The organism is Streptomyces sp. NPDC021356 (assembly GCF_040641015.1).
Taxonomy (GTDB): Bacteria; Actinomycetota; Actinomycetes; order Streptomycetales; family Streptomycetaceae; genus Streptomyces.
In genome coordinates this window covers 89,518-110,959 of record NZ_JBFACU010000026.1, presented here as the reverse complement: position 1 = coordinate 110,959, position 21,442 = coordinate 89,518, and the positions used below count along the sequence as shown (strand labels likewise).

Here is a 21,442-nt window from a genome sequence, read left to right as displayed (position 1 = left end):
GGTGGTGCCGGGGCCGGTCAGTGGAGCAGACTGCCCTGTAGTTCGGCGCGCAGGTCGGGCGTGAGGACGGCCCCCGCGCGGTCGACGAGCAGCGCCATCTCGTAGCCGACGAGGCCGATGTCGCACTCCGGGTGGGCCAGTACCGCGAGGGACGACCCGTCCGAGATGGACATCAGGAAGAGAAAGCCTCGCTCCATCTCCACGACCGTCTGCGCCACGTTGCCGCCCTCGAAGATCCGGGACGCCCCGGCGGTCAGCGAGGTCAGGCCGGACGCGACGGCCGCGAGCTGGTCCGCGCGGTCACGCGGGAAGCCTTCGGACATCGCCAGAAGGAGTCCGTCCGCGGACACCACGACGGTGTGGGACACCCCGGGGGTGTTGTCCACGAAGTTGGTGATCAACCAGTTCAGGTTCTGTGCCGCCTGGCTCATCGGGCTCAACTAACGCTCCTGCTGGTGAGTGGGGCTCGGGAAGCTGCCCGTCTGGCCGGTGCCGGCCTGACGACCCTGTGCGATGCCCCGACGGAGATTGGTCAGCCGGCCGCGTACCTCGTCGGGCGAACGCGAGACCTGCGGACCGTTCTGGTGCTGTTGCTGCTGAGCCGTGCCCGGGACGAGGTTCGCCCGGGGCACCCGGCGCGGCAGGCCGGAGGTGGTGACCCCGCCCGCGGCCGGCTGCCGTACGCGCTCGGCCTGCCGGACGAGTTCGTCGTTCGGCGAGCTGCGCCAGGCGGAGGCGGGACGCTGGGGGGCGGCGGGAGCCGGGGAGGCGGCGGACGCCTCGGCGGCCTGCGGCGCCTGCTGCTGTGGGGCCGCGGGCTGACCGCCTGCCTGCTGCTGTTCGCCGCGGAACCAGTTGGTCTCCAGCGTGTCGTACAGCGGCGTGCGGCCGTCGCCGGGCCCCGTGGCCGGCGGCAGCGCCCAACCGTCGCCCTGGCCGCGCCCCTCGTCGGGCCGCTGTTGCTGCGACTGCTGCTGCGACTGCTCGGGGGCCTGCGGGCGCGGGGCGCCGAAGTCGGCGGGGCCGGACGGCTGGGGCCGCTCGAACTGACCGGTGGACGACGGGTCCTGACGGCTCGGCAGCGAGTGCCGGCCCGGGGCAAAAGCGTCGTGGCCCGGCTGTGCGAACTGGCCGGTGGTGCCGTTGTCGTAGCCCTGGGGGGCCGGGAACTGGCCGGTGGAGCCGTTGTCGTAGCCCTGCGGTGCGGCGAACTGGCCGGTGGAGCCGTTGTCGTAGCCCTGCGGTGCGGCGAACTGGCCGGTGGAGCCGTTGTCGTAGCCCTGCGGTGCGGCGAACTGGCCTGTGGAACCGCTGTCGTAGTCCTGCGGGCCGGTGAACCGGCCCGGGTCCGAGGGGTTGTCCTGCGCGGCGCCCGGCGCGTCGTGGCGGGCCGGGTCGTGCGGGGTGTTCGGCGTGCGGGCCGCCGGGCCGAAGATGTCCGAGCGGACGAACGAGCCCGCGTTCTGGCCGGCGTCCGCCGCCGGGAACTGCCCGGTGGTCTGCGGGTCGTCGCCCTGCGGTCGCGGCGCCTCGAAGTCGGGCCGCGGGAAGGCCGACGGGCCCGCCGCCGCGCCGGGGCCCTGACGGCCGTCGGGGCGGGGCAGCACCGGCATCTCGGCCGTGGCGCCCGGTCCCTGGTGCTCCTCGATCCGCGGCATGCGGGAGGTCTGCGCCTGCTCGGCCTCGTCGTGGCCGCGCGGGGCGTCGAGGGCGGCCGGTTGCGTCGCGTTGTCGTTGCCCCAACTCGGGGTACGCGGCCGCGGGTTGCCGCCCGGCAGCTCCGCACGCGGACCACCGCGCGAGGGCAGCTGCGGCTGCCGGCCCTGCTCGCCGCCGTCCGGCCGGCGCGGGGGAAGCCCACCGCGTCCGCCGCCGAAGGCGTCCGGCCGACCGCCGTCGGCGAAGCCCTGCTGTTCACCGGTGCGCTGTCCGTCGCCGAAGGCGGGCCGGCCACCGCGCCGGCCGTCGGCGTAGCCCTGCGGGCCGCCCGCGCCGGTTCGCGCGTCGTCGCCGAAGCCCGGCCGGCCGGCGCCGGTGCGCTGTCCGTCGCCGAAGGCCTGCCGCCCGTCACCCTGCTGTCCGTCGCCGAAGCCCTGGGGCGCACCCGGCCCCCGGCCGCCGAACGCGGACCCGGCTCCTGCCGGTTCCGGACGGCCCTGCTGCGGCTGGCCCTGCTGCGGCCGGCCCGGACCCTGCGGCCCGCGCGCTCCGCCCGGCCCCGCCGGTCCGCCCGGCCTGCCGCCCGTACCGGGCAGCGCGGCCCGCGGGCCCTGACCGGCACCGACCTGGCCGCGCTGAGCGGGCCCGGGGCCGAGCCGGCCCGCACCGCCCGCGGGTGCGCCCGCGCCGAGGGGGCCGCCGCCCGCCTGGCCGTTCTGTCCGTTCTGGCGCCGCGCGGCCGCCGCGCCCGCGGCCGCGGCGGCAGCCGCCGGACCGCCCGCGGAGGGGGCACCGGGCTTGCCGGGGGCCGGCTTCTTGCCGCCCTGGGCGACGTCCACCGGCAGCATGACCAGGGCCGTCGTACCGCCGGAGTCCGACGGACGCAGCTGGATGCGGATGCCGTGCCGCTGGGAGAGCCGGCCGACCACGAAGAGACCCATGCGGCGGGAGACCGAGACGTCCACGGTGGGCGGCGAGGCGAGCCGCTCGTTGATCGCGGCGAGGTCCTCGGGGGAGAGGCCGATGCCGGTGTCGTGGATCTCGATCAGGACCCGGCCGTCGGGCAACGCGTGACCGGTGACCTTGACCTTGGTCTGCGGCGAGGAGAACGAGGTCGCGTTCTCCAGCAGCTCGGCCAGCAGGTGCACGAGGTCGTTGACGACGCGGCCGGCGACCTCGGTGGTCGGCACGGAGGCCAGCTCGATGCGCTCGTACTGCTCCACCTCGGAGGCCGCGGCGCGCAGCACGTCGACGAGCGGGACCGGGCGGGTCCAGCGCCGGCCCGGCTCCTCGCCCGCGAGGACGAGGAGGTTCTCGCCGTTGCGGCGCATACGGGTGGCGAGGTGGTCGAGCTTGAACAGCGAGGACAGCTGGTCGGGGTCGGCCTCGCGGGACTCCAGTTCGGAGATGAGCGACAGCTGGCGCTGGATCAGGCCCTGGGAGCGGCGCGAGAGGTTGGTGAACATCGCGTTGACGTTGCCCCGCAGCAGGGCCTGCTCGGCGGCGAGGCGGACCGCCTCGCGGTGCACCTCGTCGAAGGCCGCGGCCACCTGGCCGATCTCGTCCCGGGAGTGCACACCGACCGACTCCACCGACGTGTCGACGTCCTGCGGGTCGGACTCGGAGAGCTGCTTGACCAGCTCGGGCAGGCGGTCCTGGGCGACCTTGGTCGCGGTGTCCTGGAGCCGGCGCAGCGAGCGGATCATGGAGCGGGCCACGACGAAGGCACCGACCAGCGACACACCGAGGACGAGCAGGATCAGCGCACCGGAGATGATGGCGTCGCGCTCGGTGGCGCTGCGCAGCTCACGGGCCTTCTGTTCCATCTCCTCGAGCAGCGTGTGCTCGATCTTCTTCATCTGCTCGATCTTCGTCGAGCTGTCGTCCACCCAGTCGCGGTAGGAGCGCTTGGTCTGCTGGTCCAGGCCGCTGCTGCTGTCCAGGCCGCGCTTGGCGTAGGTGTCCGCCGACTGGATGGTCGGGTTGCCCTCCTCCATGGGCTTGATCAGCTCTTCCGCGCCGTCGCCGTAGATGTTGCGGAAGCTGTTGATCTCGGAGGTCTGGCTGTCGAGCGCCGACTGCGCGTACAGCCGGTCGTTCTCGGAGAGGTTGGCCGCCGAGGTGTTGTTGGCGGGCAGCGCGGCGGCGATGACGGCGCGCTGGATGGAGGCGTACTCCTTGGCGGAGGAGAACGCGGACAGCGCGCGGGTGCGCTGGATCATCTCCGGGTTGCTGGTCGCCTCGGCCATGTCCTGGGAGAGGCTGAGCAGCTCGGTGATGAGCCGGTGGTAGGCCTCGACGGTCTGGGTCGAGTTCTTCTCGTGCGCGTACGCCGTCTTGCGGATGCTGCCGAGGTGGTTCAGCTCGCTGGCGAGGCCGACCAGGGTCTCGCGGACCCCCTGGAGGTTGCCGCCCTTGCTGGCGCTGTCGATCTCCTCGGAGGCGGAGAGGAAGTTCTCCGTGGCCCGGTCGGTCTTGTCCCTGAAGCCCTTGACGGTGATGGCGCTCGCGCTGGAGGGGTGGGACAGCGGGCCGGCGGACTGGTCGCGCTCCTCCTGGAGCGCGGCGGCCAGCTCGGTGGCCTGCTTGGTCATGTCCGTCAGCAGCTTCATGTTGTCGAGCTGCTGGATGTCGTCCAGGTTCTGGTTGATGCGCAGCGCGCCGAGCGTGGTGGCCGCGATCACGGGGAGGGCGAGCAGGGACACCAGGCGGGTGGAGATGCGCCAGTTGCGCAGGGCCACGCGCGAGCCGGGGCCGACCGGGGCGGGGCTCTTGGCGGGCTTGGCCGCCGGGGCGGCGGCCGGCTTGGCCGAGGCCGAAGGGGCGGGGCCGCCGGAGCGCGCGGCGCTGCCACCGGACGGCGCCGGGCCCTGGTTCTGGGCGTGCTGGGGCGAGGAACTGACGGCCTTGGGGCCAGTCCCGCCGTGCGGCTCCGGCTCCGCCGAAGCGCTGCCATCCCTCTTGAAACGTCCCTGCACTAGCGTCGCAACCTCTGGACCAGGCGCCTTCCCACGTGAGCGGAAAGGCGGTGTCGGCGTCGTGGGAAGCGCCCTGAAAACGCTCCCCGGTGGTCGTGAGTGACCGGCGCTGGTTCCCCCTTACTCGCCGCCCACTCGGCGCTGCGTTGCGCCCCCTGCGCGCCGGTTCGATCCCGCGGCGGTCCGTGGCATTCCAGCACAGTGCAGGATCTCCAACAAGGCATGTGGGCCAGGCTGTGACCTCTGTGACAGCGCGTGAGGAGCGAGTTACGAGACGTGGAAAGTGACCTCCCCCATACCGGACATATCTCTACGAGCCGATGAGCCGCCACAGGTGTCCCAGTCGCCATGATCGGGAGCGGAATGACGGCTTCAGGGGGTTAATGTCCGTTTCTCGGGGGCGTTGGTCGGCCAGAAATTGTCCGGATTGTCGATGACGTCGTGAGCAAACTCACATGGAGATCACGGTCTCTCCACGTCTTCGGCCGGGAATTGCACGTTTAGCCTGACGCTTTACATAAGGCGTGCAACTGCCCACCCGCGCCCGCGCGGGGGTCCCGCGGCCCTCCAGGCGCCTGTACACGACAAGGTCTGCTACCACCGTGAAGACGACGATGATGTTCCGCACCATAGCCAACCCCCGACGGACCACGCTGGCGCACCTGGAGGACGCCGAAGCGCTGGAGACGCCGGAACTGCCGGAGCACTCCGTCTCCCTGCCCGCCCAGACCGCCAACCCGCGGCGCACCGTCCTCATGGTGGCCCCGGTCGCGGCCCCGGTCGCCGAGTAGCCCGCCCCCGGGCCGGCGGACGGCCCCCGCAGCGGACCGCCGCCCCCGCCGGAGAGCCCCGCGAAGGCACCGCACAGCCACCGCCCGGACACCGCAGAAGCAGGGGCGCCCCACCACGCGGGGGCGCCCCTGCGTCACGTCCGCACCTGCCGTGCCGAAGGCCGATGCGCGAGGCGCGGGCCGCCTGCCGCGTTAGCCTGGAGCGTCAGACTCCAGCCAGCTCAGTCAAGGGGCCAAGCAACCCGTGCGCATCGCCAGGTTCTCCATCGACGGGAACGTCGCCTTCGGCGCGGTCGAGGGCGACCAGCCGGACCAGCTCGTCCTCGACATCATCAAGGGCATCCCGTTCGCGGACCACGAGCTCTCCGGCACCAAGGTGCCGCTGAGCAAGGTGCGGCTGCTGCCGCCGGTGCTGCCCAACAAGGTCGTCGCCTTCGGCCGCAACTACGCCGAGCACGCCCGTGAACTCGGCAACGAGGTGCCCGACGCCCCGTTCGCCTTCTTCAAGCCCTCCACCTCGGTCGTCGGCCCCGGAGACCCCATCCAGTACCCCTCCTTCACCGAGGAACTGCACCACGAGGCCGAGCTGGCCGTCGTCATCGGCCGCATGTGCCGCGAGGTCCCGCGCGACCGCGTCAAGGACGTGATCTTCGGCTACACCTGCGCCAACGACGTCACCGCCCGCGACGTCCAGCGCCGCGAGAAGCAGTGGGCCCGGGCCAAGGGCTTCGACAGCTCCTGCCCGCTCGGCCCCTGGGTGGAGACGGACCTCGACCTCGCCGCCGCGGCCGACCTGACCATCCAGCTCACCGTCAACGGCGAGCAGCGGCAACTGGGCCGCACCAGCGAGATGATCCACCCCATCGAGGATCTGATCGTCAACATCTCCGAGGCCATGACGCTGCTGCCCGGCGACGTGATCCTCACGGGCACCCCGGCAGGGGTCGGCCCCCTCAGCGTCGGCGACGAGGTCGCCGTCACCATCGAAGGCATCGGCACTCTCACCAACAAGGTTGTCAAGCGTGGCTAGCGCACCCGTACGCGTCCGTTTCTGCCCCTCGCCCACCGGTAACCCCCACGTGGGCCTGGTCCGCACCGCCCTGTTCAACTGGGCGTTCGCCCGGCACCACCAGGGCACTCTGGTCTTCCGCATCGAGGACACCGACGCGGCCCGCGACTCCGAGGAGTCGTACCAGCAGCTGCTGGAGGCGATGCGCTGGCTGGGCTTCGACTGGGACGAGGGCCCCGAGGTCGGCGGCCCGCACGCGCCGTACCGCCAGTCGCAGCGCATGGACCTCTACAAGGACGTCGCCCAGAAGCTGCTCGACGCCGGCCACGCCTACCGCTGCTACTGCTCCCAGGAGGAGCTGGACAGCCGCCGCGAGGCCGCCCGCGCCGCCGGCAAGCCCTCCGGCTACGACGGCCACTGCCGCGACCTGAGTGCCGAGCAGGTCGAGCGGTACGAGGCCGAGGGCCGCGCCCCCATCGTCCGCTTCCGGATGCCCGACGAGACGATCACCTTCGACGACCTGGTCCGCGGCGAGCTGACGTTCACCCCGGAGAACGTCCCGGACTACGGCATCGTCCGCGCCAACGGCGCCCCGCTGTACACGCTCGTCAACCCGGTCGACGACGCCCTCATGGAGATCACCCACGTCCTGCGCGGCGAGGACCTGCTCTCCTCCACCCCGCGCCAGATCGCCCTGTACAAGGCGCTGATCGAGCTGGGCATCGCCAAGGAGACCCCCGCCTTCGGCCACCTGCCCTACGTCATGGGCGAGGGCAACAAGAAGCTCTCCAAGCGCGACCCGCAGTCCTCGCTGAACCTCTACCGCGAGCGCGGCTTCCTGCCCGAGGGCCTGCTCAACTACCTCTCCCTGCTGGGCTGGTCGCTCTCCGCCGACCAGGACGTCTTCTCGATCGAGGAGATGGTGGCGGCCTTCGACGTCAAGGACGTCAACCCCAACCCGGCCCGCTTCGACCTCAAGAAGTGCGAGGCGATCAACGCCGACCACATCCGCATGCTCGACGTGAAGGACTTCACGGAGCGCTGCGCGCCCTGGCTGACGGCCCCCTTCGCCCCCTGGGCGCCCGAGGACTTCGACCAGGCCAAGTGGCAGGCCATCGCCCCGCACGCGCAGACCCGCCTGAAGGTGCTCTCCGAGATCACCGACAACGTCGACTTCCTCTTCCTGCCCGAGCCCGTCTTCGACGAGGCGAGCTGGACGAAGGCGATGAAGGAGGGCAGCGACGCGCTGCTGCGCACGGCCCGCGAGAAGCTGGAGGCGGCCGACTGGACGTCCCCGGACTCCCTCAAGGAGGCCGTCCTGGCCGCCGGTGAGGCCCACGGACTCAAGCTCGGCAAGGCGCAGGCCCCGGTCCGCGTCGCCGTCACCGGCCGGACGGTCGGCCTGCCCCTCTTCGAGTCCCTGGAGGTCCTGGGCAAGGAGAAGACGCTGGCCCGCGTCGACGCGGCGCTGGCGAGGCTCGCGGCCTGACGCGCGTATAGGCGTGAGGGGCGGCACCCGGTCCGGGTTGCCGCCCCTTCGCCGTTCCCTCTCGCCGTTTCCCTTCGCCGTTCCGGCGGACGCGGGCGGCCCTGGGGCGCTACCGTCGGATCATGAGCATTCGCGCCGTGGTCTGGGACGTGGACGACACCCTCTTCGACTACACCACCGCGGACCGCGAGGGCATGCGCGCCCATCTGGTGGCCGAGGGCCTGCTCGCCGGGTACGGCACCGCCGAGGAGGCCCTGGCGCGCTGGCGGGAGATCACCGACCGGCAGTGGGCCCGCTTCGCGGCCGGCGAGGTCGACTTCGTCACACAGCGGCGCGACCGCACCCGCGTCTTCCTGGACCGGGACCTCACGGACGCCGAGGCCGACGAGTGGTTCGACCGGTACGTGGCGCACTACGAGGCGGCCTGGGCGCTCTTCCCGGACGTCCTGCCCGTCCTCGACGCCCTGGCCGCCAGCCACCGCCACGCGGTGCTGTCCAACTCCGCCCTCACCGTCCAGGACCGCAAGCTGCGCGTGCTCGGCGTACGCGACCGCTTCGAGGTCCTGCTGTGCGCAGCCGAGCTGGGCGTCTCCAAGCCCGAGGCCGGCGCTTTCCTCGCGGCGTGCGACGCCCTGCGCCTGGCCCCGCACGAGGTGGCGTACGTCGGCGACCACCCGGAGATCGACGGACGCGGCGCCGCCGACGCCGGGTTGCTCTCGGTGTGGATCGACCGCGGCGGCGCCCGTGCGACGCTGGACCCGCCCGCCGGGCCGCGCCGCATCGCCTCCCTGTCCGAACTGCCCGCGCTCCTCGGCGCCGATACTCGTTTTGGAGCCCCGTCCACCTTCAGGTAATGTTCTTCCTGCGCCGCGGGGAGCGGGCCGAAAGGCCGGAAACCCAAGGACGCAGTACTAGAACAAGAACCCCTCAGGGGCTTGCGTTCCAGTGGCCTATGGTGTAATTGGCAGCACGACTGATTCTGGTTCAGTTAGTCTTGGTTCGAGTCCAGGTAGGCCAGCTCGCAGACGCTTCAGTCTGCAACCGCGGATCTCATCCGCGAGCCCCCGTTGTGTAGCGGCCTAGCACGCCGCCCTCTCAAGGCGGTAGCGCCGGTTCGAATCCGGTCGGGGGTACAGATCCTTCCCGCGAGGACAGCCAGGGTAGCTCCCACTGACTTCGATGCAGGATCGCTAGGGCCCCCGTTGTGTAGCGGCCTAGCACGCCGCCCTCTCAAGGCGGTAGCGCCGGTTCGAATCCGGTCGGGGGTACTGACTGGTCTAAACCATCATTGGTCTATGGTGTAATTGGCAGCACGACTGATTCTGGTTCAGTTAGTCTTGGTTCGAGTCCAGGTAGACCAGCTCGGACCTGCGGCGATGCAGTATGAAACGCTTGCAGTGTCCACGCCCCCGTTGTGTAGCGGCCTAGCACGCCGCCCTCTCAAGGCGGTAGCGCCGGTTCGAATCCGGTCGGGGGTACATCACAGAAGAAGGGCCCTCCCGGAGGAGGGCCCTTCTTCTGTTGCTTCCGCCGCCGGTCATCACGCCGGCCACACCCGCCACGTCTGCCACGTCACGTCTGCCCCCGCTGCCGCAGAAAGGCGGCGGCGGGGGCAGACCGGGCTCGGGCCGGCCGGGAGGGGCGGGCGGGGCGAGGAACGTACGGCGTCCGGGGAAGGGCCTGCCGCGGCGTTGAGGCCGGTCCTTCACGGAGGCACGGGGCGGAGCAGGGTCAGCCGGAGCGGCGCAGGGCCTCGGAGAGCCGGGCGGCGGCGTCGATGACGGCCTGGGCGTGCATCCGCCCCGGGTGGCGCGTCAGGCGCTCGATCGGGCCGGAGACGGACACGGCGGCCACCACGCGGTTCGACGGGCCGCGCACCGGCGCGGAGACGGACGCGACGCCCGGCTCGCGCTCGCCGATCGACTGGGCCCAGCCCCGGCGCCGTACGCCCGACAGGGCCGTCGCCGTGAAACGGGCGCCCTGGAGGCCGCGGTGCAGCCGCTCCGGCTCCTCCCAGGCCATCAGGACCTGGGCCGACGAACCCGCCTTCATGGTCAGCGTCGAGCCGACCGGGACCGTGTCCCGCAGGCCGGACAGCCGCTCCGCGGCCGCCACGCAGATGCGCATGTCGCCCTGGCGGCGGTAGAGCTGCGCGCTCTCGCCCGTGACGTCGCGGAGGTGGGTGAGCACCGGGCCGGCCGTGGCGAGGAGGCGGTCCTCACCGGCCGCCGCGGCCAGTTCCGCGAGGCGGGGGCCGAGAATGAAACGGCCCTGCATGTCGCGCGCGACCATGCGGTGGTGTTCCAGGGCCACGGCCAGCCGGTGGGCCGTGGGTCGTGCCAGTCCGGTCGCCGCGACCAGACCCGCGAGGGTGGCCGGACCGGACTCCAGGGCGCTCAGGACAAGGGCTGCCTTGTCCAGGACGCCGACGCCGCTACTGTTGTCCATGAAACGATACTCGCGTCTCACTCTGTGAAACGCAAGTTCAATTTTCCGTGGAACACGCCACCCTGGAAGACACAACGGCCCGTGGACCGGCGGGCCAGGCGGCGGCTGCCCTGAGGGGGACGCGGGCGCCGCCACCACAAGATCTCTAGTTGGGCCGGTGCCCCGTGCGCCAGGCCGGAGGGAAAGCGATGGGTAGGACACTCGCGGAGAAGGTCTGGGACGACCACGTCGTCCGGCGCGCCGAGGGCGAGCCCGACCTCCTCTTCATCGATCTGCACCTGCTGCACGAGGTGACCAGCCCCCAGGCCTTCGACGGCCTCCGCAAGAGCGGGCGCGGTGTGCGCCGCCTCGACCTGACCATCGCCACCGAGGACCACAACACCCCCACCCTCGACATCGACAAGCCCATCGCGGACCCGGTCTCCCGCGCCCAGCTGGAGACCCTGCGCAAGAACTGCGCCGACTTCGGCGTCCGCCTGCACCCGCTGGGCGACGTCGAGCAGGGCGTCGTGCACGTGGTCGGCCCCCAGCTCGGCCTGACCCAGCCCGGGACCACCGTCGTCTGCGGCGACTCGCACACCTCCACGCACGGCGCGTTCGGCGCGCTGGCGTTCGGCATCGGCACCTCCCAGGTGGAGCACGTGCTGGCCACCCAGACGCTGCCGATGGCCCGCCCGAAGACCATGGCGATCACCGTCGACGGCGAACTGCCCGAGGGGGTCACCGCCAAGGACCTGATCCTGGCGATCATCGCGCGGATCGGCACGGGCGGCGGTCAGGGCTACATCCTGGAGTACCGGGGCTCCGCCATCGAGAAGCTCTCGATGGAGGCCCGCATGACCGTCTGCAACATGTCCATCGAGGCCGGCGCCCGCGCGGGCATGATCGCCCCGGACGAGACCACCTTCGCCTACCTCCAGGGCCGCCCGCACGCCCCGGAGGGCGAGGACTGGGACGCGGCGGTCGCGTACTGGAAGACGCTGCGCACGGACGACGACGCCGAGTTCGACGCCGAGGTGGTCATCGACGCCGCCGAGCTGTCCCCGTTCGTCACCTGGGGCACCAACCCCGGCCAGGGCGCCCCGCTTTCGGCGCGGGTCCCCGACCCGGCTTCGTACGAAGACGCTTCGGAGCGCTTCGCCGCCGAAAAGGCCCTGGAGTACATGGGGTTGGACGCTGGCCAGCCGCTGCGCTCCATCGTGGTGGACACCGTCTTCGTAGGTTCCTGCACCAACGGCCGCATCGAGGACCTGCGCGCCGCCGCCGACATCGTGCGGGGCCGCAAAGTCGCCGAGGGCGTACGGATGCTGGTCGTCCCGGGTTCCGCCCGGGTGGGCCTGCAGGCCGTCTCGGAGGGCCTGGACGTGGTCTTCAAGGAGGCCGGCGCCGAGTGGCGGCACGCGGGCTGCTCGATGTGCCTGGGCATGAACCCGGACCAGCTGGCCCCCGGCGAGCGCTCCGCCTCCACCTCCAACCGCAACTTCGAGGGCAGGCAGGGCAAGGGCGGCCGTACGCACCTGGTGTCGCCGCAGGTCGCCGCCGCCACCGCGGTCCTCGGCCACCTGGCCTCCCCGGCCGACCTGTCCGACGCCGACGTTCGCACGCCCGCTGGAGTCTGATCAGTCATGGAAGCATTCACCACGCACACCGGCCGGGCCGTCCCGCTGCGCCGCAGCAACGTCGACACCGACCAGATCATCCCCGCCCACTGGCTCAAGAAGGTCACCCGGGACGGCTTCGAGGACGGGCTGTTCGAGGCCTGGCGCAAGGACCCCGAGTTCGTGCTCAACCGCCCCGAGCGGCGGGGCGCCACGGTCCTGGTCGCCGGCCCCGACTTCGGCACCGGCTCCTCCCGCGAGCACGCCGTCTGGGCGCTGCAGAACTACGGCTTCAAGACCGTGATCTCCTCCCGTTTCGCCGACATCTTCCGGGGCAACTCGCTGAAGAACGGGCTGCTCACGGTGGTGCTGGAGCAGAAGATCGTGGACGCGCTGTGGGAGCTGACCGAGAAGGACCCGACGGCCGAGGTCACGGTCGACCTCCAGGCCCGTGAGGTGCGCGCCGAGGGGATCACCGCCTCCTTCGAGCTGGACGAGAACTCCCGCTGGCGGCTGCTGAACGGGCTGGACGACATCTCGATCACCCTCCGGAACGAGGACGAGATCGCCGCCTACGAGGCGAAGCGTCCGTCGTTCAAGCCGCGGACCCTCCAGGTCTGACCCGGCGGGCCTCCCAGGTCCGCCCCGGACGTCGGGTTTCGGCCACACCGAGACCCCGCTGTACCCCCGATCGCCTCGATCGGGGGTACAGCCGTTTCCGGGCCCTTCCCCCTCTGCGCGCCGCCGTGCGACGCGCCAACGTCCCACGTTAGAACGGTTGTTGCCGGGGTACGCGAAGGTCGTGTCTCCGGAGGGCGGGTGCGCCAGGAAGCCCGCCGACGGCGGCAGTTGCCCCCTGCGCAGGCGACAACTCGCCCCAGATGGCACAATCTGTGCATGGACAACGACGGCCAACTCGAGCTCTATACGGCGGTCGCGGCCCAACTCAAGGAAGCGCACGCAAGAGTGCGCGCACTGCAAGTCCCGGAGGGCGTACGGATGGCGCTGACCCGGAAGCTGCTGGTCATTACGGCCGCGGCCAAGCACGATCTCGCCGGTGCGACAAGGCGTCTGGAGCGGTTCACCACGGACCTCGACGAGGGCCGAATCCCCGGTGGGGAAGGCTGAACAGCCCGAGACCGCCGAGTCCGTTGCGGCACAAGGGTGATTAGCCCGTTTCGTGTTTGATTTGCGGTATATATCTGCCTAACGTGCGAAAAAGCTTGAACACTTTCGTTCCGGCCAGGTCTCCGAAGGGGAAGACGTGAACAAGGCGCAGCTCGTAGAAGCGATTGCCGACAAGATGGGTGGCCGGCAGCAGGCCGCCGACGCCGTCGACGCGGTACTGGACGCCATCGTCCGCGCGGTCGTCGCGGGAGACCGGGTCTCGGTCACCGGCTTCGGGTCCTTCGAGAAGGTGGACCGGCCGGCCCGCTACGCCCGCAACCCGCAGACGGGTGAGCGGGTGCGGGTCAAGAAGACCTCCGTTCCCCGTTTCCGGGCCGGTCAGGGCTTCAAGGACCTGGTGAGCGGCTCCAAGAAGCTGCCGAAGAACGACATCGCGGTCAAGAAGGCCCCCAAGGGCAGCCTGTCGGGCCCGCCGGCCACCATCGCCAAGGCCGTCGGCAAGAAGGCAGCGGCGAAGAAGACGACGGCCGCCGCCAAGAAGTCCGCCGCCAAGAAGACGACGGCGGGCGCCGCGAAGAAGACCACCGCCAAGAAGACGACGCCCACCGCCAAGAAGACGACGGCCGCCGCCAAGAAGGCCACGGCCGCGGGCGCCGCGAAGAAGACCGCCGCCAAGAAGGCCCCGGCGAAGAAGGCGACGGCGAAGAAGGCCCCGGCCAAGAAGTCGACCGCCCGCAAGACCGCCGCCAAGAAGACCGCCCGCAGCAAGTAGGGGCGGCCGGGTACTCACGCGCCGGGCCGGACTCCCGAGGGAGTCCGGCCCGCGGCGTGTCCGGCGGCCGTTCGCCCGCTCACGGGGGGCCGACGGCGTCCGGCGAGGTCAGAAGGTCTGCAACGTCACCAGCGTGATGCGCAGCCCGGTGCCCTCGCCCTCGGTCTCGATCCGCACCCGCTGCCCCGGGCGCAGCAGCCGAAGGCCTCCCGCGTCGAACGCCACCGCGTCGAAGGGCACCGGCGTGCCGTCGTCCAGGAGCACCTGCCCGCTGCGGCTTTCGGGGTCGTACGTGTATGCGGTGGCCTGCATGACGGCAGCCTACTGCCCCGGTCCGTCAGCCGCCCCTTGCTGCCCAGGGACCAGCAGCCGCGCGGCCGCGCGCGCCGTGCGGGGTCCCACGCCCAGGGCGAGCGCCGCGCGCAGGTCGTCGCCGGTGTCCACGTCCTGGCGTACGGAAAGCACCGCGTCGAGCCGTAGTTCCACCGCGCCGGATTCCCGGTGGCGGATCCGGGAGGCGGTGCCGAAAGCAGGGCGCAATTCCTGATCCGGTGCGGCCGCGAGCAGGGTGGTGCCGATCCCCGCGGCGTCCGCGAGAAATGCCCGCGGGAATTCCGCCGCGGCGTCGAGGACCCGGGTCAGTTCCGCGGGCCGCAGTGCCGGGAGATCGGCGTTCAGGGCCGCCAGGCGACGGGCGGGACCCGCTGCCCGTACGGCCGCCGCCCCGTGTGCGAGCGCGGCGTTCAGACCGGCGCGCGGGGAGTCGGGGACGATCCGGGCGCCCAGCGCCGCCAGCTCCCGCCCGGCCAGGGGATCGTCCGTGACGACCACCACATCCGCGACCGCGGGGCAGGCCAGCGCCGCCGCCACGGTGTCCTGGGCGAAAGCGAGGGCCAGGCCTGGCCGCACGCCGTCGTGGGCGGTGTCCGAGAGTCTGCTCTTGGCCCGCGCCAGGGGCTTCAGGGGGATCACCAAGGTCCACTGCACGCGCGTTCGTCCCTCTCTCGTCGCGGACATTCTCCCTGGCCCATCGGGCCGTACGGGGGCCGGGGCGTACGGTGTCCCTCGACAGACCGGCGGCCTGGGGCGACACTTGTGCGGCCCCCCGGCCCCTCGTTCGGCCCTAGAGGAAGGTGTTCGTGTGCCCCGCCGCAGAATCGGCTTCTGGTACCGCTTCGCAGCGGTGATCTGCAAACCGCCGCTGGTGGTTCTGATCAAGCGGGACTGGCGCGGAATGGAGAACATGCCGGCCGAGGGTGGGTTTATCACGGCGGTGAACCACAATTCGCATGTCGACCCCTTCGCCTACGCTCACTTTCAGTACAACACCGGGCGCGTGCCGCGATTCCTCGCCAAGAGCGGACTTTTCAAGAAGGGATTCGTGGGCGCCGCGATGCGCGGCACCGGGCAGATTCCCGTCTACCGCGAGAGCACGGACGCGCTGAGCGCCTTCCGTGCCGCGATCGACGCGGTCGAGCGCGGCGAGTGCGTCGCGTTCTACCCCGAGGGCACCCTCACCCGCGACCCGGACGGCTGGCCGATGACCGCCAAGACCGGCGCCGCGCGGGTCGCGCTGCAGACCAAGTGCCCGGTGATCCCGGTCGCCCAGTGGGGCGCCAACGAACTCCTGCCGCCCTACGCCAAGAAGCCGAACCTGCTGCCCCGCAAGACCCACCACGTGCTGGCCGGTCCGCCCGTGGACCTCTCGCGCTTCTACGGCCGCGAGATGACCCCGGACGTGCTGAAGGAGGCCACCGAGGTCATCATGGCGGCGGTCACGCGCCAGCTGGAGCACATCCGCGGTGAGAAGGCGCCCGCCGTGCCGTACGACCCGCGCCGCGAGCGGATCGAACAGCGCCGCAGGACCCAGGCGCAGGGACGGACGCAGTCCCGGCCCGAGGCCGCGCCCGCGGCCGGTCGGCCCGCGCAGGAAGCAGCGCACGAGGAAGCGCAGGAAGTGCAGCAAGTGCAGGAAGTGCAGGAAGAGGGGCAGGGCACGTGAGCAAGCCGGACCAGCCGGTCAGGGCGGCCGTCTTCGGTACCGGATCGTGGGGCACCGCCTTCGCCGTGGTCCTCGCCGACGCCGGCTGCGACGTCACCCTGTGGGCCCGCCGCCCGGAGGTGGCCGAGGCGGTCAACTCCACCCGCACCAATCCCGGCTACCTGCCCGGCGTGGAACTCCCGCCGACCGTGCGGGCCACGACGGACCCCGCCGAGGCCGCCCGCGACGCCGACTTCACCGTCCTCGCCATCCCCTCCCAGACCATGCGCGCCAACCTCGCCGCATGGCGGCCGCTGCTCGCCCCGGACACCGTCGTGGTCTCGCTGATGAAGGGCGTCGAACTCGGTTCCGCGATGCGCATGAGCGAGGTCATCGAGGACGTCGCGAAGGTCGGGACCGACCGCATCGCCGTGGTCACCGGGCCCAACCTCGCCCGGGAGATCGCGGCCCGCATGCCGGCCGCCGCCGTGGTGGCCTGCACCGACGAAGCGGTCGCCCGCCGGCTCCAGGCCGCCTGCCACACCCCGTACTTCCGGCCGTACACCAACACCGACGTCATCGGCTGCGAACTGGGCGGCGCCGTCAAGAACGTCATCGGCCTGGCCGTCGGCATCGCGGACGGCATGGGGCTCGGCGACAACGCCAAGGGCTCGCTCATCACGCGCGGTCTCGCCGAGACCACCCGCCTGGGCATGGCCCTGGGCGCCGACCCGCTGACCTTCGCCGGCCTGGCCGGCCTCGGCGACCTGGTGGCCACCTGCTCCTCGCCCCTGTCGCGCAACCACACCTTCGGCACCAACCTCGGCAAGGGCATGACCCTCCAGGAGACCATCGCGGTCACCAAGCAGACCGCCGAGGGCGTCAAGTCCTGCGAGTCGGTGCTGGATCTGGCCCGCCGGCACGGCGTCGACATGCCCCTCACCGAGACGGTCGTCGGCATCGTGCACGAAGGCAAATCCCCGGTGGACGCCCTCAAGGAGCTGATGTCGCGCAGCGCGAAGCCCGAACGACGCTGAGCGACCCGCGTTTCCCACGCTGCCCCGGGGCCCTACCACCGGGTACTCTCATCGCGATATGAGCACCGAGAACCTCTCCCAGAGCCCCGGGCAGCCGCCTCGCAAGCCGCGCGTGGCCGTCGTCTGCGGCGGCCGCAGCTCCGAACACGGGATCTCCGTCGTCACCGCAGGAGCGGTGCTGCGCGCCATCGACCGGACCAAGTACGAGGTCCTGCCGATCGGCATCACCCGCGACGGCCGCTGGGCCCTGACCGCGGACGACCCGGACCGCATGGCGATCACGGACCGGCGCACGCCCAGCGTCGACGACGTCGCCGAGACCGGCGAGGGCGGCGTGGTGCTCCCCGTCGACCCCGGCAACCGCGAAGTCGTCTACAGCGAACCCGGCTCGGTGCCCAAGGCGCTCGGCGAGGTCGACGTCGTCTTCCCGGTGCTGCACGGCCCCTACGGCGAGGACGGCACCCTCCAGGGCCTGCTGGAGCTGTCCGGCGTGCCCTACGTCGGCTCGGGCGTGCTCGCCTCGGCCGTCGGCCAGGACAAGGAGTACATGAAGCGGGTGTTCACCTCCTTCGGGCTCAAGGTGGGCCCGTACGTGGTGATCCGGCCGCGCGAGTGGGCGCGGGACCAGGCGGCGGCCCGCAAGAAGATCGTGGACTTCGCGGGCGAGCACGGCTGGCCGCTGTTCGTGAAGCCCGCGCGCGCGGGCTCGTCCATCGGCATCACCAAGGTCGAGGACCTCTCCGGCCTGGACGAGGCCGTCGCCGAGGCCCAGCGGCACGACCCGAAGGTGCTGGTGGAGGCCGCGGTGCGCGGCCGGGAGATCGAGTGCGGGGTGCTGGAGTTCGAGGACGGCCCGCGCGCCTCCGTACCGGCCGAGATCCCGCCGCCGCAGGAGCACGCGTACTACGACTTCGAGGCCAAGTACATCGACTCCACGCCCGGCCTCGTGCCCGCGCCGCTGACCGAGGAGCAGACGGCCGAGGTGCGGCGGCTGGCGGTGGAGGCGTTCGAGGCGGCCTCCTGCGAGGGCCTGGTCCGCGCGGACTTCTTCCTCGACGAGGACGGCGAGTTCGTGATCAACGAGATCAACACCATGCCCGGCTTCACGCCCATCTCGATGTACCCGAAGATGTGGCAGGCCACGGGAGTCTCCTACGAGGAACTGGTCGACCGCCTCATCCAGGCAGCGCTGGACCGTTCGACCGGCCTGCGCTGAAAGCGCCCCCCGAAGGGGCGCGGGGCGGTATCCACATGCGGCTCCGCCGCGTGGGCGCGACCAGCCGGACACGACCCGCACCCGGCAGCCGGACACGGACCCGCACCCGGCAGCCGGCCCGAACCGCCACGGCGCCGCCCCGCCCCCCGCGCCCCGGCGGAGCGCTCAGTCGGCGATCCCTTCGGGGATCGCCTTCTTGACGGCCGGGGCCAGGGAGACCAGGGGGGCCACGCCGTTGCCGGTACGGCTTGCGGGGAGGCTGACCTCGACGTACGCCTTGCGCAGCGTCGTGGTGAAGAGGAACGATCCGTCCGGCTGCTTCCGGAGCAGCCAGCCGACCCCGTTCACCTCGGCGCCGTCGGCCTCCGGGTCGTTCATCTCGGCGGGCCGGGGGACACCGCAGCGCAGTATGATCGCCGGGCTTCCCCACCCCGCGGTGAGCGCGGAGTCGGGCCGGGGGTCCGCGCGGCTCAGCCCGTCCACTTTCCGCGGCAGTGCTGCGTCCAGGTTCCCGCACAGCTTCGTGACCGCCGCGTCGGGGCTGGGAACCGCAGCGGTGGCACGGTCGTCGCTCGAGGAGCACCCCGCTGCGGTGATCAGCGCGGCGAGGACGACGGGCAGGCCGAGCAGCCGGTGACGGAAGGAACTCACCGGCCCAAGGGTAGACGGGGGCTACAGATGCACGACCGGGCAGGTCAGGGTGCGTGTGATGCCGTCCACTTGCTGGACCTTCGCGACCACCATGCGTCCGAGGTCGTCGACGGTGTCGGCCTGCGCGCGCACGATGACGTCGTACGGACCGGTCACGTCCTCGGCCTGGATCACTCCGGGCAGCGCGCCGATCGTCTCGGCGACGGTCGAGGCCTTGCCGACCTCCGTCTGGATCAGGATGTACGCCTGTACCACGGAACCTCCAGGGCGGCCACGAGGATCATGTGGGGAAAAGGAACGCCACGGTATCGCGTCGCCGCACGCCGCGGGGAGACCCCCGACCGACGTGGCCCGCGCGCCGGGGCGCAGGTAGGACTGAAGTTGACGGACACCACGACCGTAACGAGGCCCGCGCGCACGCGCGAGTGGGAACCCGACCGGGAACGCACAGGGACAGAAGGGGCGTAAGGGCAATGAAGGGCACTGTTGGTGAGCTCGGGGAGTTCGGGCTCATCAGGGAGCTCACCTCCCGTCTCACCACCACCCCGGCGGTCCGGGTCGGCCCCGGCGACGACGCCGCGGTGGTCGCCGCCCCCGACCGCAGGGTCGTGGCGAGCACCGACATACTCCTGGAGGGGCGGCACTTCCGCCGCGACTGGTCCACGGCGTACGACGTGGGCCGCAAGGCCGCCGCGCAGAACCTCGCCGACATCGCCGCCATGGGCGCCGTACCGACCGCGCTGCTGCTCGGCCTGGTCGTCCCCGCCGAACTGCCGGTCACCTGGCCCACCGAGATGATGGACGGCCTGCGCGACGAGTGCCAGGTCGCCGGGGCCTCCGTGGTCGGCGGCGACGTGGTCCGCGGGGACACGATCATGGTGTCGATCACCGCCCTCGGTGATCTGCGCAACCACGAGCCGGTGACCCGCGCGGGCGCCCAGCCCGGCGACCTGGTCGCCGTCACCGGCTGGCTGGGCTGGTCCGCCGCCGGATACGCCGTGCTCTCCCGCGGCTTCCGCTCGCCGCGCGCCTTCGTCGAGGCCCACCGCAGGCCCGAACCGCCGTACCACGCCGGACCCGCCGCCGCCGGGCTCGGCGCGACCGCGATGTGCGACGTCAGCGACGGACTCATCGCGGACCTCGGCCACATCGCGGAGGCCAGCAAGGTCCGCATCGACGTCCGCTCCGGCGCCATCGACATCCCCTCGCAGATGAACGACATCGGGCAGGCCGTCGGCGTCGACCCGCTGCAGTGGGTGCTGACCGGGGGAGAGGACCACGCGATCGTGGCGACCTTCCCCCCGGACGTGAAGCTGCCGGCCCGCTGGAAGGTGATCGGCGAGGTGCTCAACCCCTCGGCCCTGCCCCAGGTCACGGTCGACGGCGCCCCCTGGACGAAAAAGGGCGGCTGGGACCACTTCGGGGACATCGAGTCATGAGCGCCGCGATCCCTCGTGTGCTCACCGTGGCCGGCTCCGACTCCGGCGGCGGCGCCGGCATCCAGGCCGACCTGAAGACGATGCTCGCCCTCGGCGTGCACGGCATGAGCGTGATCACCGCGGTCACCGCGCAGAACTCGCTCGGCGTGCAGGGCGCCTGGGAACTGCCCGCGGCGGCCGTCCGTGCCCAGTACCGCAGCGTCGTCGACGACATCGGCGTCCAGGCGGTCAAGACCGGGATGCTGTCCTCGGCGGAACTGGTCGAGACGGTCGCCGCGTTGCTCGCCGGGACGGACGCGCCGGTGGTCGTCGACCCCGTCGGCGTCTCCAAGCACGGAGATCCGCTGCTGGCCGCCTCCGCCCTGGAGTCGGTCCGCGCCAAGCTGCTGCCGACGGCCACCGTGGCCACCCCGAACCTGGACGAGGTCGCCCAACTGACCGGCGTCGAGGTCACGTCGGAGGAGCAGCTGCGCGAGGCGGCCGCGGCCGTACTGGAGTACGGGCCGGCATGGGTGCTGATCAAGGGCGGCCACCTTGCCGGCGACGCCGTCGACCTGCTCACCGACGGCCGTGAGGAGCACTGGCTGCGCGCTCCGCGCCACGACAACCGGCACACCCACGGCACGGGCTGCACCCTGGCCTCCGCGATCGCCTCGCAGCTCGCCAAGGGGCAGTCCGTGCCCGAGGCGGTGACGGCCGCCAAGGCCTACGTCACCGGGGCGATCGCGGCCGGGTTCGCCCTCGGCGGCGGAATCGGCCCCGTGGACCACGGCTGGAGGTTCCGGGAGCCTCACGCCGCCGGGTAGTCCGGCAGCTCGATCGCGGTGGCCGCCTTCTCGGTGAGCCGCTTGAAGAAGCCGCCCAGCATCCGCGAGGCGAGCAGCCGGTACATCCGGTCCCGGCTGCGGATGCGCCGCGCGGTGGGCGGCGCGAAGAACGGGCCCGCGTTGCCCGAGGTCTTCTGGCAGCCCCTGGCGAAGTCCCCTATCCGGCGCTCGTACGCGGCGAACGCCACCCGGTGATCGCCGCCCGCGAGGGCCAGTTCACCGGCCAGCACATGGGCGCCGACGACCGCCACACCCGTGCCCATGCCGCCCATGGTGGCGCCGTACCCGGCGTCCCCGAGCAGCGCCACCCGCCCCTCGGTGAGCCGGTCGACATGGATCTGCGCGATCGCGTCGAAGTACAGGTCGTCGGTCTCGCCGAGCGCCTCCAGGACGCGCGGAGTCTCCCAGCCCCCCCGCGT

Annotated in this window: 20 protein-coding genes, 5 tRNA genes and 1 pseudogene; 18 read left to right on the top strand and 8 right to left on the bottom strand. The window is 71.9% G+C overall.

Translation table 11 applies throughout. From position 1 onward, the window contains the following. Positions 1-17: 17 nt before the first annotated feature. Entirely contained in the window at positions 18-431 is a 414-nt protein-coding gene (locus AB0G56_RS29875) for a roadblock/LC7 domain-containing protein (RefSeq protein WP_030382516.1), read from the bottom strand. A 9-nt stretch (positions 432-440) separates the two neighbouring features. Beyond that, on the bottom strand, positions 441-4,637 hold the full coding sequence (locus AB0G56_RS29870) for a nitrate- and nitrite sensing domain-containing protein (RefSeq protein ID WP_360975108.1): 4,197 nt from the start codon (positions 4,635-4,637) through the stop codon (positions 441-443). 602 nt (positions 4,638-5,239) lie between these two features. On the opposite strand from AB0G56_RS29870, the gene AB0G56_RS29865 reads away from it, so the two are divergent. The 9 genes from AB0G56_RS29865 (at position 5,240) to AB0G56_RS29825 (ending at position 9,404) form a co-directional block, all read left to right on the top strand. After that, a complete protein-coding gene (locus AB0G56_RS29865; RefSeq protein WP_360975105.1) occupies positions 5,240-5,428 on the top strand; it encodes a hypothetical protein in 189 nt (62 codons plus the stop codon). 244 nt (positions 5,429-5,672) lie between these two features. Then, positions 5,673-6,458 (top strand): fumarylacetoacetate hydrolase family protein, encoded by a 786-nt coding sequence (locus AB0G56_RS29860; protein ID WP_360975102.1) that lies wholly within the window; start codon positions 5,673-5,675, stop codon positions 6,456-6,458. Next, positions 6,442-7,926 (top strand): glutamate--tRNA ligase, encoded by a 1,485-nt coding sequence (gene gltX, locus AB0G56_RS29855; protein WP_360975099.1) that lies wholly within the window; start codon positions 6,442-6,444, stop codon positions 7,924-7,926. The genes AB0G56_RS29860 and gltX overlap by 17 nt, the downstream gene beginning before the upstream one ends. 122 nt (positions 7,927-8,048) lie before the next feature. Then, a complete protein-coding gene (locus tag AB0G56_RS29850; protein ID WP_360975096.1) occupies positions 8,049-8,780 on the top strand; it encodes an HAD family hydrolase in 732 nt (243 codons plus the stop codon). Positions 8,781-8,872: 92 nt separating this feature from the next. Then, positions 8,873-8,944, top strand: a tRNA-Gln gene (locus AB0G56_RS29845). Between the two features lie 42 nt (positions 8,945-8,986). Continuing rightward, positions 8,987-9,059, top strand: a tRNA-Glu gene (locus AB0G56_RS29840). 62 nt (positions 9,060-9,121) lie between these two features. Continuing rightward, positions 9,122-9,194: transfer RNA gene (locus tag AB0G56_RS29835), tRNA-Glu, on the top strand. Positions 9,195-9,215: 21 nt separating this feature from the next. Further along, positions 9,216-9,287, top strand: a tRNA-Gln gene (locus AB0G56_RS29830). Between the two features lie 44 nt (positions 9,288-9,331). Next, positions 9,332-9,404 (top strand) — tRNA-Glu (locus tag AB0G56_RS29825). A 253-nt stretch (positions 9,405-9,657) separates the two neighbouring features. On the opposite strand, the gene ndgR is transcribed toward AB0G56_RS29825, so the two are convergent. Further along, entirely contained in the window at positions 9,658-10,374 is a 717-nt protein-coding gene (ndgR, locus tag AB0G56_RS29820) for an IclR family transcriptional regulator NdgR (protein ID WP_028425251.1), read from the bottom strand. A gap of 188 nt (positions 10,375-10,562) precedes the next feature. Between ndgR and leuC the strand changes: the two genes are divergently transcribed. The 4 genes from leuC (at position 10,563) to AB0G56_RS29800 (ending at position 13,872) form a co-directional block, all read left to right on the top strand. After that, positions 10,563-11,993, top strand: a complete 1,431-nt coding sequence (leuC, locus tag AB0G56_RS29815) for a 3-isopropylmalate dehydratase large subunit (protein ID WP_360975093.1) — start codon at positions 10,563-10,565, stop codon at positions 11,991-11,993. 6 nt (positions 11,994-11,999) lie between these two features. Further along, positions 12,000-12,593: a 3-isopropylmalate dehydratase small subunit gene (gene leuD, locus AB0G56_RS29810; RefSeq protein WP_360975091.1), complete on the top strand. Its 594-nt coding sequence runs from the start codon at positions 12,000-12,002 to the stop codon at positions 12,591-12,593. Between the two features lie 276 nt (positions 12,594-12,869). Next, positions 12,870-13,100 (top strand): hypothetical protein, encoded by a 231-nt coding sequence (locus tag AB0G56_RS29805; RefSeq protein ID WP_360975088.1) that lies wholly within the window; start codon positions 12,870-12,872, stop codon positions 13,098-13,100. 136 nt (positions 13,101-13,236) lie between these two features. Then, a complete protein-coding gene (locus AB0G56_RS29800) occupies positions 13,237-13,872 on the top strand; it encodes an HU family DNA-binding protein (protein WP_360975085.1) in 636 nt (211 codons plus the stop codon). A gap of 108 nt (positions 13,873-13,980) precedes the next feature. Here AB0G56_RS29800 and AB0G56_RS29795 read toward each other — a convergent pair whose 3' ends face one another. Beyond that, positions 13,981-14,184, bottom strand: coding sequence for a hypothetical protein (locus AB0G56_RS29795; protein ID WP_360975082.1), 204 nt, complete (start codon positions 14,182-14,184; stop codon positions 13,981-13,983). Positions 14,185-14,193: 9 nt separating this feature from the next. After that, complete coding sequence (cofC, locus tag AB0G56_RS29790; protein ID WP_360975079.1) at positions 14,194-14,859, bottom strand: 2-phospho-L-lactate guanylyltransferase; 666 nt, start codon at positions 14,857-14,859, stop codon at positions 14,194-14,196. 154 nt (positions 14,860-15,013) lie between these two features. Here cofC and AB0G56_RS29785 point away from each other — a divergent pair, with 154 nt between their 5' ends. Genes AB0G56_RS29785 through AB0G56_RS29775 form a run of 3 tightly spaced genes read left to right on the top strand, consistent with a single transcriptional unit; the run spans position 15,014 to position 18,106 of the window. Beyond that, positions 15,014-15,874, top strand: a complete 861-nt coding sequence (locus AB0G56_RS29785; RefSeq protein WP_360975076.1) for a lysophospholipid acyltransferase family protein — start codon at positions 15,014-15,016, stop codon at positions 15,872-15,874. Beyond that, the gene (locus AB0G56_RS29780) at positions 15,871-16,890 is read left to right on the top strand and encodes an NAD(P)H-dependent glycerol-3-phosphate dehydrogenase (protein WP_360975073.1); all 1,020 of its coding nucleotides are present in this window, start codon (positions 15,871-15,873) and stop codon (positions 16,888-16,890) included. The genes AB0G56_RS29785 and AB0G56_RS29780 overlap by 4 nt, the downstream gene beginning before the upstream one ends. Before the next feature lie 58 nt (positions 16,891-16,948). Then, entirely contained in the window at positions 16,949-18,106 is a 1,158-nt protein-coding gene (locus AB0G56_RS29775) for a D-alanine--D-alanine ligase family protein (protein WP_360975070.1), read from the top strand. A gap of 165 nt (positions 18,107-18,271) precedes the next feature. Here the strand turns inward: AB0G56_RS29775 and AB0G56_RS29770 are convergent, their stop codons facing one another. Both AB0G56_RS29770 and AB0G56_RS29765 read right to left on the bottom strand, forming a co-directional pair. Continuing rightward, entirely contained in the window at positions 18,272-18,757 is a 486-nt protein-coding gene (locus AB0G56_RS29770; RefSeq protein ID WP_360975067.1) for a DUF3515 domain-containing protein, read from the bottom strand. A gap of 21 nt (positions 18,758-18,778) precedes the next feature. Continuing rightward, a complete protein-coding gene (locus AB0G56_RS29765) occupies positions 18,779-19,012 on the bottom strand; it encodes an Lrp/AsnC ligand binding domain-containing protein (protein WP_360975064.1) in 234 nt (77 codons plus the stop codon). A 218-nt stretch (positions 19,013-19,230) separates the two neighbouring features. On the opposite strand from AB0G56_RS29765, the gene AB0G56_RS29760 reads away from it, so the two are divergent. Both AB0G56_RS29760 and thiD read left to right on the top strand, forming a co-directional pair. Next, positions 19,231-20,196 carry a thiamine-phosphate kinase gene (locus AB0G56_RS29760; protein WP_360975061.1) on the top strand — a complete coding sequence of 322 codons (966 nt, stop codon included), beginning with the start codon at positions 19,231-19,233 and terminating at the stop codon, positions 20,194-20,196. Next, positions 20,193-21,002 (top strand): bifunctional hydroxymethylpyrimidine kinase/phosphomethylpyrimidine kinase, encoded by an 810-nt coding sequence (gene thiD / locus AB0G56_RS29755; RefSeq protein ID WP_360975058.1) that lies wholly within the window; start codon positions 20,193-20,195, stop codon positions 21,000-21,002. Before AB0G56_RS29760 ends, thiD begins: the two co-directional genes overlap by 4 nt. Here thiD and AB0G56_RS29750 read toward each other — a convergent pair. Then, a pseudogene (locus AB0G56_RS29750) lies at positions 20,987-21,440 on the bottom strand (FAD-dependent oxidoreductase); the annotation flags it as partial. The gene thiD and the pseudogene AB0G56_RS29750 overlap by 16 nt on opposite strands. Positions 21,441-21,442: the final 2 nt, after the last annotated feature.

Coding starts and splice junctions, on each gene's coding strand:
- AB0G56_RS29850 (WP_360975096.1), top strand. CDS start 8,049: ATGAGCATTCGCGCCGTGGTCTGGGACGTGGACGACACCCTCTTCGAC.
- AB0G56_RS29875 (WP_030382516.1), bottom strand. CDS start 431: ATGAGCCAGGCGGCACAGAACCTGAACTGGTTGATCACCAACTTCGTG.
- AB0G56_RS29805 (WP_360975088.1), top strand. CDS start 12,870: ATGGACAACGACGGCCAACTCGAGCTCTATACGGCGGTCGCGGCCCAA.
- ndgR (WP_028425251.1), bottom strand. CDS start 10,374: ATGGACAACAGTAGCGGCGTCGGCGTCCTGGACAAGGCAGCCCTTGTC.
- AB0G56_RS29795 (WP_360975082.1), bottom strand. CDS start 14,184: ATGCAGGCCACCGCATACACGTACGACCCCGAAAGCCGCAGCGGGCAG.
- AB0G56_RS29775 (WP_360975070.1), top strand. CDS start 16,949: ATGAGCACCGAGAACCTCTCCCAGAGCCCCGGGCAGCCGCCTCGCAAG.
- thiD (WP_360975058.1), top strand. CDS start 20,193: ATGAGCGCCGCGATCCCTCGTGTGCTCACCGTGGCCGGCTCCGACTCC.
- leuC (WP_360975093.1), top strand. CDS start 10,563: ATGGGTAGGACACTCGCGGAGAAGGTCTGGGACGACCACGTCGTCCGG.
- AB0G56_RS29760 (WP_360975061.1), top strand. CDS start 19,231: ATGAAGGGCACTGTTGGTGAGCTCGGGGAGTTCGGGCTCATCAGGGAG.
- leuD (WP_360975091.1), top strand. CDS start 12,000: ATGGAAGCATTCACCACGCACACCGGCCGGGCCGTCCCGCTGCGCCGC.